A 17,850-nucleotide genomic window follows, 5' to 3' on the forward strand; every position below is an offset into this window, starting at 1 on the left:
AAGGCTTTCCTTTTCAATCGCCGGGTTCATTGCCGGCCCGACGGCCGGCCCGCGCCGCGTGCGTAAAACCGCTCCACGCGCGACTGCATGAACGACAGCACCGTCACCACCACGAGATACCAGATGCCTGCGACCATCAACAGCTCGATCACCCGGGCGTTGGCATAGTAGATGTTCTCCGCGTTGTGCAGCATCTCCGCGTACTGGATCACGCTCGCGAGCGAAGTGAGCTTGACCATGCCGACCAGTTCATTGCCGATAGGCGGCACGATCACGCGCATGGCCTGCGGCAGGATCACGCGGCGCAGCGCCTGCAGCCTTGGCATGCCGATAGACTTCGCCGCTTCGTACTGGCCAGTGTCGACGGAGAGCAGCCCTGCGCGCACCACTTCCGATGTATACGCGCCCTGGTTGATACCGAGCCCAAGCAACGCGGCGAGGAAAGGCGTCATGACATCGACGGTGCGAAACTCGAAGAGACCGGGTATGCCTATCGACGGAAACACCAGCGCGAGGTTGAACCACAGCAGCAATTGCAGGATCACCGGCGTGCCGCGAAACAACCATACGTAGGTTTGCGCGAGCGCCTGCAGCACCGGATTGGTCGACAGCCGCATGATCGCGGTGACGACACCCAGAGCGACGCCCAACGCCATCGCAAGCACCGTCATGACGATAGTGTTGGCGAGGCCGGTGAGGATCGATTTAGCGGTGAGGAAGCGCGCGACATAACGCCATTCGATCTGCCCATGCGCGAACGCTAGCCCGATATAAACCACGATCGCGAGGATCACGGCTGACGCAATGTATCGCCCAAAATGACGTCGACGCACGTATTCCAGTTGCGTGGAATCTGCTTCGATCGCATCGCCCGGTGTGATGTCCTGGGAAGCGCTCAGCATGTCGGTCCACCGTATGAAGTGGCCCATGCCAATTGCTTATCGAGCGCCGTCTGCAAACGCGTGATCTGCTCGGCCACGCGCACGGGTGCAGTGCCGCCGAAACCGCTGCGCGCGGCCACGGCTGCGTCGAGGGTCACGTGGTCCAGCACCGCGGGTTCCAGCCTTGCGTCGACCTTTGCGAGCGTTGATGCCGATACTTCGGAGAGCTCAATGCCCTGCTCCTCGCAGACCTGCACCAACGCGCCGGTGATCTCGTGCGCTTCGCTGAATGGCACGCCGCGCAGCGCGAGCCAGTCGGCAACTTCGGTGGCGAGCGTGAATCCGAGCGGCGCCTGACGGCGCATTTCATCCACGTTCACGCGCATCGTGCGGATCATGCCGGCCATGGCGGGCAGCACGAGTTCGAGGGTATCGATGCAATCAAACGCCGCGATCTTGTCTTCCGCGAGATCGCGGTTATAGGCGAGCGGCAGCGACTTGAGCGTAGCGAGCAAGCCGCTCAAATTGCCGATCAAGCGGCCCGCTTTGCCACGGGTCAGCTCGGCGATATCAGAGTTCTTCTTCTGCGGCATGATCGAGCTGCCGGTTGCATAACCGTCGTCGAGTACGACCCAGCCGAACTGGCGCGAGGTCCAGAGAATGACTTCTTCCGAGAGTCGCGACAGGTTCACCGACAACATGCTCGCGATGAACACGAACTCGGCAACATGGTCGCGCGAGGCGACGGCATCGATGGAGTTTTCACAAGGACCGTCGTAGCCGAGTTCCGCCGCCGACAACTCCGGCCGCCTGCATATCGCCGATCCGGCCAGCGCCGCTGCACCCAATGGCGAACGTGAACTGCGGCGATCCCAGTCCAGCAACCGGTCGACATCGCGGTAAATCGACTGCGCATGCGCGAGCAAGTGATGGGCGAACACGATCGGTTGCGCCGGCTGCAAATGCGTGAACCCCGCGCTCACGCTATGCACGTGCGCGTTCGCCTGTTCGATTAATGCATTCTGCAAATCGATGACCGCTTGCGCCAGCGTGCGCGCCCTGTCGCGCAGAAAGAGGCGCAAGTCGTTCGCCGCCTGATCGTTGCGCGAACGGCCGGCGCGCAATTTGCCGCCGGTTGCGCCCAGGCGTTGCGTCAGTTCCCGTTCGAGGAAGGTATGCACGTCTTCATCGTCGAGCGTCGGGCTGACCTCGCCTGCGAGGAATTGCGCTTCCAGCCGATCCATTTCGCCCAGCAGTTGCTGCAGTTCGTCAGCCGTCAGGATTTCGGCGCGTCTGAGCTCCTGCGCATGCGCGCGTGAGCCCGCGAGGTCATAGGGCGCCAGCCGGAAGAAGCTCGGGTCGGAGCGCGACAGCGCGGTCAGTGCGGGCGCCGGGCCTGTCTTGAAGCGTCCACCCCACAGCCGGTCTGAATGTTGGGTCATGCAAAAACTCCCTGGAAGTGGATGGTTTGAATGCGCACCTGTTGAGAGGGTATGTCGCCAGGCGGGCCCTGCTCGTCAGAAGGCTTCTTGCGCTTTCGAGCAAGCAAGAGGCCTTAACTTTCGAGCCGATTTTATGAACGCCAATTTTTAAGCGACAAACGGTAAAATCTCATGGTTACCATGCACAACTTGCATAAATGAAAATCGAACGCTATCCGCCGTTCAATGTGCTGCAGTCGCTGCTGGTGGTCGCCCGATGCGGTAATTTCACGGCGGCATCGCAGCAGTTGTTCCTCAGCCAAAGCGCAGTGAGCCGGCATATCCAGCAGATCGAGGAGTATTTCGGCTGCGCATTATTCGTGCGGCACACGCGGATGGTGGTGCCGACGGCGGAGTGCCAGCGGCTCGTGCCTATCGTGGAGGAGCTGCTTGCGACGGCGCGCCGGTCGATGCATATCATCAGCACCGGCGGCCAGACGATCACGCTGCGAGTCACGCCCACGTTAGCTGCACGCTGGCTGCTGCCGCGCCTTCCCGACTTCTATGCGGAGGTGCCGGGCACGCAGTTGAACATCGACACCGCCTGGTTCCTGCCGACCAATTTCGGCGAAGGCACGCTCGACGCGGCGATCCTCTTCGGCAATGGACGATGGGAAGGACTCGAGGCGACCCGCCTCATGCGCGAACGATTGACGCCGGTGTGTTCGCCGCAGACGGCGCATGGGCCGCATCCGTTGACGCGGCCTGCCGATCTGAAGCAACACACGCTGCTGCACTCCAGTTTTGGCAGGCGCGGGTGGATGTTATGGCTGCAGCAGGAAAGCGATGAACTGGCGTCGCATACGTATCGCGAGCAAGTGTTCGACACGCTCGATCTCGCGTTTGGCGCGGCGGTGCGAGGTCATGGCGTGGCGCTGGGAGACTTGAACCTGGTGCAGGAGAACCTGGCGAGCGGCGCGCTCGTGGCGCCGTTCGAACGCGTGCTTGAAACGGGTTCAGGGTATTACCTCGTGCATCCGCCGCGTAACGAGTATCGCGAGAAATTGAAACCGCTGCTTGCGTGGCTGTTGGGGATTGCGTCGAGGTGAGGCCATGCTTCGGTGATGGACACGTTGGACCTTTGTCAGCAGTTGGCGGCTGGAAGGAGCCGGCCAGGTTCAGGCACCCGATGTCGGAGGCTAGATCGTCAACAAGCTGGGCGTGCGAAACTGCAGCAGTACGATTCCAATCGACTAGGGGACGAATAGAGAACGGAAAAATCCGAATCTTGAGGGCACACCCTAAAGGCGTGCGATTCAAGTTGGGATGGATTCGGCCGTCATATACAGGGTGCCAAACTGCGACTGCGATCATTTAGGCAAACAGGAGACGCAACAATGAAAAAGATCGGTTTCTTCGGGGTGCTTGCGCTCGTCCTTGCCGGATGTGCCTTAGTGCCCGTCCAAGACCAGACCCTTAAAAATGCTAACGGCGGGGAAATAACGTGCAAGCAAGTGGGCGCGGGTTTGATTTCCTCTTCGCTTGGGAAGTCTAGATTTGATAACTGTGTGACGAGCGCTCACGCTAACGGGTATCAGTAAGAAACTTGGGGTTTGAAATGCAGCGGAACAGAAAACCGGGTTAGTGCATGAGGCAAGGCCCGGCCAGGAGCGGGCGCTCGGCTTTGCAGCAAGGATCGTCGACAATCGGCGTACCGTGAGGCGTCTCGGCCCGCATGCAGCGGCGAATCATCCAACCCTTTGGTATGTCCGAAGATGACGATTGACGAATTGCGCGATCATTTGACTAGGCTGATCAACGACTATGTCACAGACCCAGCGGCTACTGAGCACTTGCTGGACCTGATGAATCAGCCTGATATCCCTACGAAGGCTATTTTGGTTGGCTTAACTCCGTTTCTTTCGGGGGTGATCAAGGACATTGACGCAAAGACGGTCGGCGACATCGCTTTTCACTTTTGCTGACTCGCACCTCGATCGGGCCGTGATAATCGAGAGTCGGTGCAAGCCGAACTCGTACCCGCTTTTCAGTCAGACTCGTAACCATTTTCTAGGGAGATGTGGGTGACCTGTGAGCAATGCTCTGATCTATGCGTGCGTTATTCGATTCGCCATCCTCGCGAGTTGCGGAATGCGATACAGATTGCCGCACAAAATATCGCGGACAAGACGCTCGTCGAAGTCGTTGCCGACTCGATGCTGTGCTCTATCACCTTTAGCGAACTCGCGAACGGTGCCGCGTGGGACGATTACAGCGAGTATCATTTCCGCTGTCTGCATTGTGGCGAGGAGTTCTGGTTACATGCGGAGACGTACCACGGTAGTGGTGGATATTGGGAGCCGCGGAATTTCACATCCATACGCCAAAATATCTCGAACTAGTTACCGGGAGCCGTCAAGGGTGACGCCACTCCGGGACTGTGACCGAAAACAATGAACGCGGAACTCCTAGAGAAAATTAACTCGGCCTTGTCCGATGTTGAAGCATTGATGGTCGGCGGGGGTACCAGCATGCACAGCATTCATCGTCAACTTCTGTGGTGTCGCGCACAGGTCATCGGAGAACCATCGGAACCGAAGCAGGGACCGCTGACGATGAGTTTGATCGCAACCCGAGAACTCGACATGTGGGGCGACAACCCAGACTTGGCGGCCTTGATCAGCCACATACAGCGTGCCGTCGAGTAAGTTGAGTGGCCGCTTGCGGCGAGTCCGATTGTCTGAAACGGGTCGGCTACGGAAATTAAACATCGGACCGTGTCCGGCCAGGAGCCGCCTGTCCGCCGCCCGCCAGATCGATAATCGCAACGGCTCCGTCTTCAAAGACGTTACCGCGTGAGCTAAACAAGCGACAAGGATCGTGCATCTCCCCACGGCCATTGGCCACAGGCCAAATGTCGAACGCCTCTTCGTCGCGCTTTTTTGAGCGCGAGCAAGCGCAGCGATTCGAATTTTGCTGTTCTCGAGACAGGCAGAGTCCTGTACGAAGCGTCAAGTCAGAGCATTGGTGATCGGTGTTGCGATTGATCTGCGCTGCTGAATCGCGGAATACCCTAATTTTTTCGACGATCGCGAGTTCCTACATTTAATGTCAACCTTGACGCCGCGGCATCGTCACACGACGAAAGGTTCCGCCAACGTAAGGAAGAACGCAGCCGACTCGGGAGATGGCGATGACCGCGACAACTGTAATCCGATCGCGCTGGTTCGCGATGCTGCTGCTCCTGGCGTCGACGCTGGCGCCGCTGCAGCCCGCCCACGCGGAAGCTCCCCTTGGCGAAGTGAACGGGCTTACGTTCGACCAGTTCATACAGAAGACGCTTGAGGACTATGGGGTACCCGGAGCGGTTGTCGTCGTGGTGAGCGACAAGGGCACTGAGTTCCTGAAGGGGTACGGCGTGCGTCGTCGTGGCGAAACGGCGCCCGTCGACGGGGATACGCGATTTCAGATCGCGTCCATGAGCAAGTTCATCGCCGCGACGTCGGTTGGAGCACTCGTCGATCGGGGCGTGGTTTCCTGGGACGCACCTGTCAGGACTTTTTCGCCTGACACCGTACTCGCTGAACCGTACGCCACGCAGAACGTCACATTGCGCGATTTTTTTGCACATCGCACCGGGCTGCCGGCCTACACAGACGACCTGCTCACCCAACTCGACTACGGCCCCGACGACCTGCTGCACCGCGCGCGCTTCCAGCAATTCGACCATAGCTTCCGCTCGCGGTGGGCCTATTCGAACTACGGCATCTTTCTCGGGCAGTACAGCGCAGCGCGGGCTGCCGGGATGAGCCCACCGCAATTGCTGTCGAGCACGATGCTCGTGCCGCTCGGCATGACGCGTAGTGGTCCGGTACAGGCGGAACTTTTCAAGGACGATAATCGCGCCACGGCTCACAACATCGACGGCTCGATCATGCCGTACGAGAACGTCGACCGCTTCAGCGGTGCGGGCGCCATAGTTTCGACAGGCCGCGACATCGGACGCTGGATGACGATGTTGCTCGGGCAAGGCACACTCGACGGCAAGCCGATTCTGAGCAAGGAAACCGTGACGGAAATCTTCGCGGCGAGCATGGTGCAAGGCGTTGGTGGTCCGCTGAACGATCCCAATGACTCGTCCGGGCTGGGCTGCGAGAGCTATCACTTCCTTCGCTGGCGCGTGATCGAGAAAAATGGCGCGTTGAACGGCATGCGCACCATCGTCACACTGATTCCGGAGCGTGGCCTTGGCATCGCAATCTTTGCCAACAAGCAGGTGACCGTATTTCCGGAGGCCGTCCGAGCGGAGTTTCTCGAGCGTGTGCTCGCGCCGTCAGGGCAGGACTTGCAAAGGGAGATTCACGAGCAGCAACAAGGCTGGATTGCGCTTCTCGATGTACCCAAGCCTCCGGCCGATGCCAAGCCGCTCGCGCGCGACCTCAATGCCTTCACGGGCAACTTTGTCAGTCCGCTGTACGAGTCGCTTACCGTGATACGCGACGGCGAAAGCCTTGCAGTGAAAATCGGCGCACATGACTATCCAGGGAGGTTGACGCATTGGTCGGCCGACTCGTTCCTGATCACGTTCGAGAATCCCGATATACCGCCGGGCCTCCTCACATTTGCTTTCAAGGAAGGCGATCCGCACGCCACCAGTTTTGCAGGCAGCAGGGTGCCGAATGCCTTCACGACCGACTACGGGCATTTCGATCGCGCCCAATAGTGGCGAAGGCGATGCGCTGCAGAGATTTAATGTAGTTCGATTTTGAACGACCGCTGTCAGGGGACTCGAAGGGCGGGTGAGGGTCGGACAGCGACGATCGCTCTTGCTATCGTGCTTTATTTTCCGTTTTCTGAAGCTTCCCCAACGTGCGCAAATTTCCGAATCCGAGTGGCGACCACGGTGGCTCGACGCTCACTTGACAACGAGCCCGCTAATGGGTGTCAACGATCTAGCCGACTCTATCGAACGTCTCAAACTAACCGAGACGACGGGTGAAAACGCACTGATCGCCTAACGTGCCGAACGCCACACACGGTTAGACAACCGCGATCTATCAGCGCTCCCATGCTCCCCGACTCCGGCCCAAACATACGCTCCCTACGCCTCGCAAACCCGATTACGGCCCGTCGACTTTGCTTCGTACAGAGCCGAGTCAGCCATCTTCACCAGAACCGCGCCATCATGGACCGCGCGCCCTTGGGACGTCACCACGCCGATGCTCGCGGTGACACAGCCATACCGGCTTTGGACGTGTTCAATATTGAGGTCGAATACGGCGTGCCGAATGGTCTCCGCGACGTTCGTGGCGCCAGCCGCGTCGGTATCTGGAAGGGTCACGACGAACTCTTCGCCGCCATACCGGGCCACGTGGTCGCCCGGGCGGCGTACGCAGAGAGCCACGCATTGAGCAACAGCTCTTAGCACCTCGTCTCCAGCCTGATGACCATAGTAGTCGTTGTACGCCTTGAACTGATCGATGTCGACGAACAGCAACGAGAGCGGAAGGCCGCTGCGATTGGCCCGTTGCCATTCTTTCTGCAGCGTATCGTCGAATGTCCCCCGGTTATTCAGTCCCGTAAGGGCGTCCGTGCGCGCCAGATGCTGCAGTTTCGATTCCGCAAGCTGTCGCCGCTGCAATTCCCGCGACAGCAGCAATGATCCGGCTCCGAGGATCATGCTGAACACCGCCATCACGATCCCGAGCCGGATTGCCCGACGTTGCCATTCAGCGTATATGTCGCTCTCTGCAGGCGCCACATCAACGATGATCGGCAGTCCGGATAAGTGCTTGTACACGTAGAGCCTACGGATCCCGTCGATAGAGGCCGTGCCGGCGAACGCACCTTCGTTGGTCGCCATCGCCTGGATGAACACGGCGGCGCTCTGGATGTTGCGTCCAACTACCTCCGGGTCGTAGGGCAATCGGGTGATCATGGATCCGTTAGTCTCGATGACTGCCGCCGTGCCGCGCTGTCCTACAGAAAGGCCGTCCAGCAAGGCACGAAAATAGTCGATGCTCAACGTCCCGACCACGACACCACCAAAGGAGCCGTCTGCGCGCGTAATCCGGCGACTCAAGGCAATCGTGAGCGCCCCGTCTCGCAGCCGTGACGCGTAGGGTTTGCTGATGTAGAGGCCGCCATTGCTGTTATCGCGGTGAAACGTGAAATAGTCACGGTCAGCGAAGTTTCCTGTACGCGCCGGTATGAATCGCGAGTCTATGATGATGTCGCCGCGCTCATTGATCACGAAGATGGAGCCAAGGTACTTGCCCGAAGCGGCGCGGTCGAACAACACTTCGCTTCGCAGCTTCGGGGAAAGGACCATTACCTGTGGATCTACCACCCCGTCCGCTACCGCCTGCAAGGAAAGGTCGTAGAGTTCGACATTGCGGGCGATGTCCCGCTCGATGACCAGCATCAGGTTCCGTGCGTTTTCCTCGGCGTGGTTGTAGGCATCGCTACGCGACTCGAAAAGCACCCACGCGCAAAGGCTGCACGTGAACAGCATCAGCAGAACGCCGCAAACGATCACACCAGATGGCGACAACGCCCGCGAAGCGGCTGACGAAACATATTGGCGCACAGAAAGCGACAGTGACGAACGCATGGAGCCTCATGAGACAAATTCATACGCACGGTCTGAACAAACGTCGCGGCGCACCAAACCTCAAATGAGTCCGATTGTCGCCGCGCGGGATCTGACAAAATCATTATTTGAGTATATTACTGGAAAGCCAAAGACCTCCTTTTTAAATACCCGTCGCGACACTCGCCCAGTCATCGTGGCTCTGCACCACCATCCGTTTTCGTTCTTCGACCTCTAGGGATAACCCCAAAAATAGAAATTCATCCTTGCGGAGAATGCGCTTAATCAAAAGCGACCGCTTTCCTACAATACGAATGCATCGTTTACATCGACATTGCATTTCAATCAAGGAGACGGGGTCATGAACAAGGCAACCAGTACATTAATCGCGGCCGTCGCTGCACTCACGTTGTCAGGCGGCGCTTATGCACAGAACAACAACTCGCTGGCGCGACCGAGCGTAACGTCGCCGGTCAGTGCAGCAGGCGGCTACGGCACGCCAGGCACGACCAACTCGGACAGTGGAAAGCCCGCTGCGTCATCAAACTCGGGGATGTCAAATAGCGCGAATGGCGGGACGCCTGCGCCCACGGTTTGGCCAAACAACAATTCGCTGGCGCGACCGAGCGTAGTGTCGCCGGCTGCCGGTCAATAACAGTTGTTGGCGATGGCGATCAGCCGCGAAATTGTCAACGCCGCCAGATTCGTGGGGAGAGGGTAACCGCTCTTTACGGATTGGCAAAAGGAACGCTGGCGGTTCTTCACGGGTGAGTGCAAGAGGACCCGCCAACCTCGTATCGTGTATGCGCGGCGCTGAGCGGCCGAATCGGGGCGCGCCAAATGTTGGACACGCACCGCGCCTTCCACGGACTGCTAGTAACTGGGAATGCTGTGAGCATTGAGTACTTCGGGCAACTGACAATCCAATTCCAAACCGGTTTATTCCAGAACTACGCAGCGTACCGTCACCTCGAACGACCGCTTTGAAGAATGTTGAAGGCCCCTATACAGGGTCAGAAGCGGCAATTCAAAACTACCCGCTTCAAAACTGCCCGCTACGATCGCCTCGCGAATACCTCTTTCCGAGGACTGGACGGTTCTATTGCCGACCATGCGCCGACGCTGCATACCGAAGTCCACTCCGGTTTCATGGCATTATCGTGTGCACCTTCACACCACTGCAGGAGCGTACGCCATGGCGACTTATATTGTCTTCACAAAGGAAAGCACCGAGGATCAGGGTGAGCTCGACATCTACCAAAGCAAGGTGGGCGAGACCTTCAAAGGTCATCCTGTCAAGATTCTCGCAGCCTACGGACCTCAGCAGGTCCTCGAGGGCGACGCGCCTGAGGGCGTTGTGATCGTGGAGTTCCCGTCGACAGCGGCCGCGCGTGCGTGGTACGACGGCCCGGCATATCAAGAGGTCGCGCAGCACCGGTTCAAGGGCGCGAAGTATCGCGCCGTTCTCGTCGAAGGCGTGTGACGAAAAGCGGCGATGATCGGGCGCTTGAACTCAGCCGGAACCGGCTTGCAACTGACGCGGCAGGTGTGCGTCTGTCCTCCGGGTGCCAGCCCATGACAGACGAGCGCTTTCTATCGCAGCTTTGCTTCGAAAAACCGTACCACGTCGGCGTTGAATTGTTCATGGAACGCCGCACGATCGAACCCTGGCTGACTGTTGCAGACGTCAGGCATTTTTTTCGACAGGCGGGCATTGCACGGTGGCAGGAAGTCATAGTGACCCGCATTGGCGACCACGTGATAGTCGGGCGCTTCAGGCAGGTCGTCGCGTACCGCCTCCTCATAGTAGGGATTCGGCTGATGACGATCATCGGCTGCTCGCCAGAGCTGGACCGGGGCGTGCACGCGGCTTAATCCCGCGCGACCGAAGGCGAAACCGAACGCCGGCGCGGCGACGACCACGGCCTTGATCCGCGGATCATGGATCCAGGCGCCGGCAGGAATCTCCGAGCCGGCATGAGGAACGACGCCGGCATGCTTCAGCGCCTCGCACAGGTCATGATCCGGATGCGCCTCGCAATACGGTGCGATCTTCGACAGGTCCGGCGTCCCCCCTGCGGCCACGAGCACCGTGAATCCGCCGTTGGAAAAGCCGAATGCGCCGACGCGGGCCGCATCCAGCCGCGCATGCGAAGGCCATTCGCCGAGCATGTAGTCCACCAGTTGGCGAAGCTGGGCAGGACGGCGCCACAGCTGCAAGACCCGGCTTTGGTCATTGAAAGTATCGCCGGCATGACTCACCGCCGCCACCACGAAACCCGCATGAGCCAGGGCGAGCGCCGTGTCGTAATGGCCGTCGTACCACCCGCCCCCGCCATGCGACATCACGATAAGCGGCAGGCGACGGCCAGCAACCGGACCGTTCGGCGCCACGGTCTGGGTGGAATCTCCCAAGGAATGCGGCGTCGCCGGTGCGCTGGTCGGATACCAGATCCCGGCCGTTAGCGGTGGCTCCTCGCCATTCGCTATCTTGACCTCCTGGAAGCCGACCTCGGCGGCGAAAGCCGGCGCGGCGAGCAGTGCAAAAAGGGTAACGATCACGGCTACGAGTCTCAAGGCTATCTCCTCTGTTGTCGTCGCCCAGATCGTACGATACCGCGTGAGCAGTGGACGAAGTGCGACGGCGATCTTCCCGGATTGCACGCGCCCTTCGCCACGATCGCTAAATGTTCAACGCCCCACGACCCCTCACGACCTCATCAACCCCCTTCAACACCAGCCCGAAAAACTCATCGGCGTAAGCGGAATTCAGCCAGCGGACCACCACCGCCATCTTGCGCTCCGGTTCAATCCACGTGAACGCGCTACCCGCGCCAATTGCAAAATAGCTCGATGCAGGCACGCTCGGAAACACGCGGCGTTCGTGATTGAGCCACACGAGATAACCGTAATACGGCGCAAGCGCACAAGGCGTTTTCATGCGCGCGAGCCATTCACGCGAGATGATCCGGCGCCCATCCACTATCCCGTCATCGACAAAAAGACGCGCCACCTTCAGCTGATCGTTCGCGCTGATCGACAGCCCGCCGCCCCAGTGCGTCCCGCCCGGAACCGACTGCATGCGTCGCCCGTTGAGTTCAATCCAGGCGTTGTCATATCCCACCCATTGCCAATCTTCACTGGCGCCAAGCGGTTGCATGATCGCCTCGCGAAACACCTCCGGCAGCGGCCGGCCGAACAAATGCAGCAGCGCCAGCGAGAACTGGTTGATGCGGACATCGTTGTATTCCCAGTACGTTCCAGGCGCCTGCACCTGCCGCAGGTCACCCTTCTTGCCATCGGGCGCACGGCCGAACGTCACTGCGCGAAAGTGGTCCGCCTGGTCCGACAACCCGAAACACTCGCCGCGCCATTCGCTCGTCTGCTGAAGCAGATGCGCCCAGGTGATGCGGGCATTGTGCTCATCGTCGAAACCGATACCGGGGACGCGAATATGCACCGGCTCGCTCACATTCGGCAGCAAGCCGCGATCAAACGCCACGCCCGCCAGCAACGCGAGGTAGGTCTTGGCAATGCTGAACGTCAGGTCGGCTCGATCAGGCTCGCCCCACGTCGTGAGAACCTTGCCATCGACAGAAACCGCACCGGAAACCGGACCGCGATCATGCACGGGACCCAGCAGCCGGTTCCACGGCGGCGGGTCGTTCACGTGCACGCCCCACGCACCATCCACATTGCGGTCCCAGAGCGATTCATGATCTATCGAGAACTGTATGGCTTGCTGCAAATCCTTCATGTCGGTCATGTCCGGTAGTTCGTCCAACGGTTCAATGCACTTTCAGGCGCGTTCGCGCCCACAGCAGCGTGAAGAGACTGATGATGGCCGCGAGCATCAGGTAGAAGCCGGGCGCCAGGTTATTGCCGGTCACCGCGATCAGCGACGCTACCGCGAGCGGGGTGAAACCGCCGAAGACCGTGGTGCCCACGTTGTAGCCCACCGCCATGCCGGTGGTACGCGTGCGGACCGGAAACAGGTCCGACATCAACGCGGGAATCGGCGCGAAATAGATGGCCTTGAGTACCGCGACCCACATGACCGCAGCCAGCAATGTGATGAGCGATGGATGCGCATTCATGAACATGAACGCCGGATAGATGGTCACGAAAAACACCGATCCTGCACCCAGCATGATGCGAGTGCGGCCTACTTTGTCGGACCAATGGCCGACCATCGGCGTCAGCACCATGACAATGAAACCCGCCGCCAGCGTCGCGATAAATCCATACGACGGCGCGAGCCCAAGCTGCCTGCTTGCATACGTCGGCATATAGAGCAGCATGTAGTTGGCGGTAGTCGTCAGCACCAGCGAGCCAATACAAATCAGCATGCGTTCCTTCTGTGTAGCCATCACTTCGCGAATGGGCGAAGCGGAGCGTTCCGTGCGTTCGAACTCCGGGGTTTCATCGACATGCCGGCGGATATACCAACCCACCGGACCGATCAGGATGCCGAACAGAAATGGGATACGCCAGCCCCAGCCTTCAAGTTGCGCCGGCGTCAGCGCGCTCGTCAGCACGGCGCCGAACGCCGATGCAACCAGTACGCTTGCTCCCTGGCTCGCGAACTGCCAGCTCGCCATGAAGCCGCTGCGCGCGGGCGCATGCTCGGTGAGGAAAGCCGTCGAACTGCCGAACTCACCGCCCGCCGAGAACCCCTGCAGCAGCCGCGACGCGAAGATGCCGATGGGCGCCAGAATGCCGATGGTCGCGTAGCCGGGCATCAGCGCGACCATGCCGGTGCCGAGCGTCATCATCCCGATGGAAAGTGTTAGCGACGCCTTGCGGCCCCGGCGGTCGCTGTACGACCCCAGCACGAACGCACCCACCGGCCGCGCAAGATACGACAAAGCAAAGGTACCGAGCGTCAGCAGCAACGACACGGTTTTATCGGTGGTCGGAAAGAACAGTTTCGATAACGTCGATGCAAAGTAACCGTAGACCACGAGATCGTAGAACTCGAGCGCGTTGCCTATCGATGTCGCGACAATCAGCTTGTAGATGCTGGCATGCTGCCGTGCTGCCGGCAAAACGGTGGTGGCGGAATCAGTGCTCATCGGGCGCTCCTCCGATCGAAGGCGGGGCGCTCAAGCGCGCCGGGTTGGGCGGGTTGACCGAGATCCCAGAACAACCCCGCCATGATGCGCAGCCCCTCTCGGACAACGGGCCCAAGCAAATGCTCATCGGGCGCATGCTGCGAGCAACCGGGATACGAATGCGGCACCCATAACGTGGGCATGCCGAGGATCTCCGCGAAGACATCATTGGGCAGCGTGCCGCCCAGGTTCGGCAGCAGCACAGGCGCCCGGCCGGTGGTCTGCCTGAGCGAGCGCACGGCCCATTGGACCCAGGCGTTGTCGGGGTCCACGCGCGTGGCGGGCGTGCCCCGGTCCACCTCGACGGTGACGCTCTCGAAGCCTCGCTCATCTAGGTGACGACGCACGATCTGCTCGAGATTCTTCCAGTCCGTTCCGACCACGAAGCGGATCTGCATGTACGCGAATGCGTGCGGCGGGATCGCATTGACGGGCTTCTCGGGATTGCCGGTCCGGAACGCCAGCACCTCCATGTTGTTCCAGCCGAATACGCGTTCAGCCGGCGTGAGGCCGGGTTCGCCATAACCCGTGTCGACTTCCGGCTCGCCCGGATTGCCGCCGACGGTAATGCCCTCGAGCGCGCGTCGCACCGCTTGCGGCACTTCCGGTGGCCGGAGGCCTTCAACGAGGATGCGTCCGTTGGCATCGACCATCGACGCAATCGCGCTGGCCAGCACCACGGCGGGATTGCGCAACAGGCCGCCCCAGTTGCCCGAATGATGGCCGCCTTCGCGCAGGTTGATATCGAGCTTGAAATTCACGACCCCGCGGGAGCCGAGGAAGACGGTCGGGTGAGCTGCGCCCAAACGCGGCCCGTCGGACGCAATCAATACGTCAGCGCTCAATTCGTCGCGAAGCATTTCGCACACGGCATGTAAGCCGGGCGAGCCCACCTCTTCGCCGGTTTCGACCAGCAGCTTCAGGTTGAAGCCGAGCCTTCCGCCCCGTGCGTTAAGTACAGCCTTGAGCGCAGCCAGGTTGATGCTGTGCTGGCCTTTGTTGTCCGCGGTGCCGCGTCCATACCAGTGATCGCCGGCAACGGTGACTTGCCACGGCGACATGCCATCGCGCCACTGGGCGTCGTAGCCCCGTACGACGTCGCCATGCCCGTAGGTCAGGACCGTCGGCACGTCATCGCTTTCGTGACGATGAGCGACCAGGAACGGCCCCGCGCCCTTCGCGGGATTGTCGACCAGCCGGGAAGTGAAGCCGAGTTCGGCCAGCGCTGGGGCGATCTCCTCGTTGAGATACGCGCTGAGCAACGGACCGCTTTCAGGCTCCTGGCTTTCGGTGCGCATCGCCACGCGGCGACGCAGGTCTTCGAGAAAAATGCCGGAATCGTACAGATCGGCCGCAGCTTGAATAGCAGACTCGCGTGTCACTTATTGATCTCCGATGAAGCTCGTCAAAGGGTGTTGGGTCAGGGGTTGGGTCTTCTCGTCAGGGAAAGCGATGACCCGATCTTGATACCGCCGATATTTATGGACAATGACAATATTTGGCAGATTCCGTTGCCGAAACGGCAAAGCTCCCAAAGCTTCTTGAGGCATGCATCATGCAAACCACCGCACTGCGGTATTTCCTGGAAGTCGCCCGAAGCGGGTCGCTAAGCAAAGCGTCCGAGCGGCTGTTCGTCGCCGTATCGGCACTGAGCCGGCAGATTGCCAAGCTGGAGGACGAGATGGGCGTGCCGCTATTTGAGCGGCGGCCGCGAGGCATGGTGCTGAGCGAGGCGGGCCGGCTGCTGGCCGCGCATGCGCATCGCAGCCTGATGGAGCAAGATCGGGTGACCGAGGAGATTCGCGGCCTGACGACGGATCGGCGCGCCACGATCCGCGTGTCGAGTTCCGAAGGGGTTGCCCGGGATTTCTTGCCGCAGGTCTTCGTACACTTCCTGAAGACGTGGCCGGCCACGCATTTCCAACTCGATGTGGATACGCCGACGCACGCCACGCAGCAGGTACGCGACGGCACCGCGGACGTTGCCGTGTGCTTCAGCATCGCGCCGGAAAAGGACGTCAACGTGCATTACGCACAGCGTGCGCCGATCTTCGCGCTGGTCGCGCAAGACCATCCGTTAGCGCGGCGCAAATCCGTCTCGCTTGCCGACCTGAAGTCATGGCCGCTGGCGACCTATGAAGAGGGCATAACCGTCAGACAATTATTCGATATTGCCTGCAGCCTTGAAGGCCTCACCTTCGAGGCCGTGTTCGTCAGCAACTATGGCAGCGCGCTGCAGACCTTCGTGCAGCGAACGAAGGCGTTCACGCTGGTCGGTCACCTGACCGCGCGCAGCCGCCTCAAGGTCGACAATCTGGCGGCTGTGGCCATCAGCAATCCCGAGTTGCATCAGCGGACACTTCAGGTTCAGACCATGGCGGGGCGTACGTTACCCAAGGCCGTGAACGCGTTTCTTGAACTGCTGATCGCAGCGATTCAAGATCCTTCGTGTCTCGACTGATGTTGCGGTTCACGTCAAACCCGGAATCCATGAAGTGCCGGCCAATGGCACTCGCGCCATGGCCGCTGCTTCAACCGTCAACGCAACCAGATCCTCAGGCTCGAGATGATGGACATTCTGCTTGCCGCAAGCCCGAGCGATTGTCGTCAGCTCCATGTTCAGCGTCTTAAGATAATTGCGCACCCGGCGTGAGCCTTCTTCCGGCTGCACGCGCTGTTCAAGCAACGTGTCCTGGGTCGTGACGCCGACCGGGCATTTTCCTGTGTGGCAGTGATGGCAAAAACCCGCCGATGTACCCAGCGCCGCATAGTCCGCCGCCGCCGAATGCAAGCCACCGTGCTGGAAATACGTATCGCTGTTGCAGCCGAGCGCCATCAACATGCCTTGCCCGATCGCCACGGCGTCCGCGCCCATTGCCAGCGCCTTTGCAATGTCCGCGCCCGTGCGAATCCCGCCCGACACGATCAACTGCACTTGCCCCTTCATGTTGAGATCTTCAAGCGCGTCCACCGCCTGACGGACGGCCGCCAATGTCGGAATGCCGACGTTCTCTATAAAGCACGTCTGGGTCGCGGCCGTGCCCCCTTGCATGCCGTCGATCACGACCACATCGGCGCCTGCATGGACGGCAAGCTTCACGTCGTTGAACGTGCGCGTTGCGCCCACCTTCACGTAGATCGGCTTTTCCCAATCCGTGATCTCACGCAGTTCCTGGATCTTGATCGCGAGGTCATCGGGACCGGTCCAGTCAGGATGACGGCTAGCCGAACGCTGGTCGATACCGGCCGGGAGCGTACGCATGGCCGCCACGCGCGGGTTGACCTTCTGCCCGAGCAGCATGCCGCCGCCGCCCGGCTTCGCGCCCTGCCCGATCACCACTTCAATCGCATCGGCGCGGCGTACGTCGTCGGGATTCCAGCCATAGCGCGATGGCAAGCACTGATAGACCAGCGTCTTGGACGAGCGGCGCTCTTCCTGCGTCATGCCGCCATCGCCGGTCGTGGTCGATGTGCCCATCGCGGTCGCAGCCTGCCCGAGCGCTTCTTTCACGTTAGCCGAGAGCGCGCCGAAACTCATCCCTGCAATGGTGATCGGGATATCCAGCACGACAGGTTTCTTTGCAAAGCGCGTTCCAAGCACCGTCCTTGTCGCGCATTTCTCGCGATAGCCTTCGAGCGGATAACGCGAAAGCGATGCGCCGAGAAACAGCAGGTCATCGAAGTGCGGGACTTTACGTTTCGCGCCAAGGCCGCGAATCTCGTAGAGGCCGCGCTGTGCCGCGGTGTGGATATAGTCGATCGTGCTGCGGTCATAACCTGCTGACTCTTCTTGCTGCAGCCGGGCGAAATGAACCGGTTTGGCTTCCATGGGGACCTTCTCT

At 60.3% G+C, this 17,850-nt stretch carries 16 protein-coding genes; 8 read left to right on the plus strand and 8 right to left on the minus strand.

Annotated features, from left to right (window positions below; translation table 11 throughout):
• Positions 1-26: 26 nt before the first annotated feature.
• A complete protein-coding gene (locus ACSOSP_RS32355) occupies positions 27-902 on the minus strand; it encodes an amino acid ABC transporter permease (protein ID WP_455314745.1) in 876 nt (291 codons plus the stop codon).
• Positions 896-2,323 carry an argininosuccinate lyase gene (gene argH / locus ACSOSP_RS32360; RefSeq protein WP_455314746.1) on the minus strand — a complete coding sequence of 476 codons (1,428 nt, stop codon included), beginning with the start codon at positions 2,321-2,323 and terminating at the stop codon, positions 896-898. Before argH ends, ACSOSP_RS32355 begins: the two co-directional genes overlap by 7 nt.
• Positions 2,324-2,520: 197 nt before the next feature.
• Here argH and ACSOSP_RS32365 point away from each other — a divergent pair, with 197 nt between their 5' ends.
• The 4 genes from ACSOSP_RS32365 (at position 2,521) to ACSOSP_RS32380 (ending at position 7,025) form a co-directional block, all read left to right on the plus strand.
• Positions 2,521-3,411 carry a LysR substrate-binding domain-containing protein gene (locus ACSOSP_RS32365; RefSeq protein WP_455314747.1) on the plus strand — a complete coding sequence of 297 codons (891 nt, stop codon included), beginning with the start codon at positions 2,521-2,523 and terminating at the stop codon, positions 3,409-3,411.
• Between the two features lie 666 nt (positions 3,412-4,077).
• A complete protein-coding gene (locus ACSOSP_RS32370; RefSeq protein WP_455314748.1) occupies positions 4,078-4,287 on the plus strand; it encodes a hypothetical protein in 210 nt (69 codons plus the stop codon).
• A 468-nt stretch (positions 4,288-4,755) separates the two neighbouring features.
• Positions 4,756-5,010 (plus strand): hypothetical protein, encoded by a 255-nt coding sequence (locus ACSOSP_RS32375; RefSeq protein ID WP_455314749.1) that lies wholly within the window; start codon positions 4,756-4,758, stop codon positions 5,008-5,010.
• A 485-nt stretch (positions 5,011-5,495) separates the two neighbouring features.
• On the plus strand, positions 5,496-7,025 hold the full coding sequence (locus ACSOSP_RS32380) for a serine hydrolase (RefSeq protein WP_455314750.1): 1,530 nt from the start codon (positions 5,496-5,498) through the stop codon (positions 7,023-7,025).
• Positions 7,026-7,403: 378 nt separating this feature from the next.
• Here the strand turns inward: ACSOSP_RS32380 and ACSOSP_RS32385 are convergent, their stop codons facing one another.
• On the minus strand, positions 7,404-8,915 hold the full coding sequence (locus ACSOSP_RS32385; RefSeq protein ID WP_455314751.1) for a sensor domain-containing diguanylate cyclase: 1,512 nt from the start codon (positions 8,913-8,915) through the stop codon (positions 7,404-7,406).
• Between ACSOSP_RS32385 and ACSOSP_RS32390 the strand changes: the two genes are divergently transcribed.
• The 3 genes from ACSOSP_RS32390 to ACSOSP_RS32400 all read left to right on the plus strand — a co-directional run bounded on the left by ACSOSP_RS32390 (position 8,806) and on the right by ACSOSP_RS32400 (position 10,377).
• A complete protein-coding gene (locus ACSOSP_RS32390; protein WP_455315439.1) occupies positions 8,806-9,132 on the plus strand; it encodes a hypothetical protein in 327 nt (108 codons plus the stop codon). The two genes, ACSOSP_RS32385 and ACSOSP_RS32390, sit on opposite strands and share 110 nt — an antisense overlap.
• Before the next feature lie 123 nt (positions 9,133-9,255).
• Positions 9,256-9,549, plus strand: a complete 294-nt coding sequence (locus tag ACSOSP_RS32395) for a hypothetical protein (protein WP_455314752.1) — start codon at positions 9,256-9,258, stop codon at positions 9,547-9,549.
• Between the two features lie 540 nt (positions 9,550-10,089).
• A complete protein-coding gene (locus ACSOSP_RS32400) occupies positions 10,090-10,377 on the plus strand; it encodes a DUF1330 domain-containing protein (RefSeq protein ID WP_455314753.1) in 288 nt (95 codons plus the stop codon).
• Positions 10,378-10,487: 110 nt separating this feature from the next.
• Here ACSOSP_RS32400 and ACSOSP_RS32405 read toward each other — a convergent pair whose 3' ends face one another.
• From ACSOSP_RS32405 to ACSOSP_RS32420, 4 genes are all read right to left on the minus strand, one after another.
• Positions 10,488-11,471, minus strand: coding sequence for an alpha/beta hydrolase family protein (locus ACSOSP_RS32405; protein ID WP_455314754.1), 984 nt, complete (start codon positions 11,469-11,471; stop codon positions 10,488-10,490).
• Between the two features lie 106 nt (positions 11,472-11,577).
• A complete protein-coding gene (locus ACSOSP_RS32410) occupies positions 11,578-12,660 on the minus strand; it encodes a serine hydrolase domain-containing protein (protein ID WP_455314755.1) in 1,083 nt (360 codons plus the stop codon).
• Between the two features lie 22 nt (positions 12,661-12,682).
• The gene (locus tag ACSOSP_RS32415) at positions 12,683-13,969 is read right to left on the minus strand and encodes an MFS transporter (RefSeq protein WP_455314756.1); all 1,287 of its coding nucleotides are present in this window, start codon (positions 13,967-13,969) and stop codon (positions 12,683-12,685) included.
• Complete coding sequence (locus ACSOSP_RS32420) at positions 13,966-15,390, minus strand: M20 family metallopeptidase (protein ID WP_455314757.1); 1,425 nt, start codon at positions 15,388-15,390, stop codon at positions 13,966-13,968. Before ACSOSP_RS32420 ends, ACSOSP_RS32415 begins: the two co-directional genes overlap by 4 nt.
• A 173-nt stretch (positions 15,391-15,563) precedes the next feature.
• Between ACSOSP_RS32420 and ACSOSP_RS32425 the strand changes: the two genes are divergently transcribed.
• Positions 15,564-16,469, plus strand: a complete 906-nt coding sequence (locus ACSOSP_RS32425; protein ID WP_455314758.1) for a LysR family transcriptional regulator — start codon at positions 15,564-15,566, stop codon at positions 16,467-16,469.
• 9 nt (positions 16,470-16,478) lie between these two features.
• Here the strand turns inward: ACSOSP_RS32425 and ACSOSP_RS32430 are convergent, their stop codons facing one another.
• Positions 16,479-17,837, minus strand: coding sequence for an FMN-binding glutamate synthase family protein (locus ACSOSP_RS32430; RefSeq protein WP_455314759.1), 1,359 nt, complete (start codon positions 17,835-17,837; stop codon positions 16,479-16,481).
• Between the last annotated feature and the right edge of the window lie 13 nt (positions 17,838-17,850).

This window comes from Caballeronia sp. KNU42 (assembly GCF_053760385.1).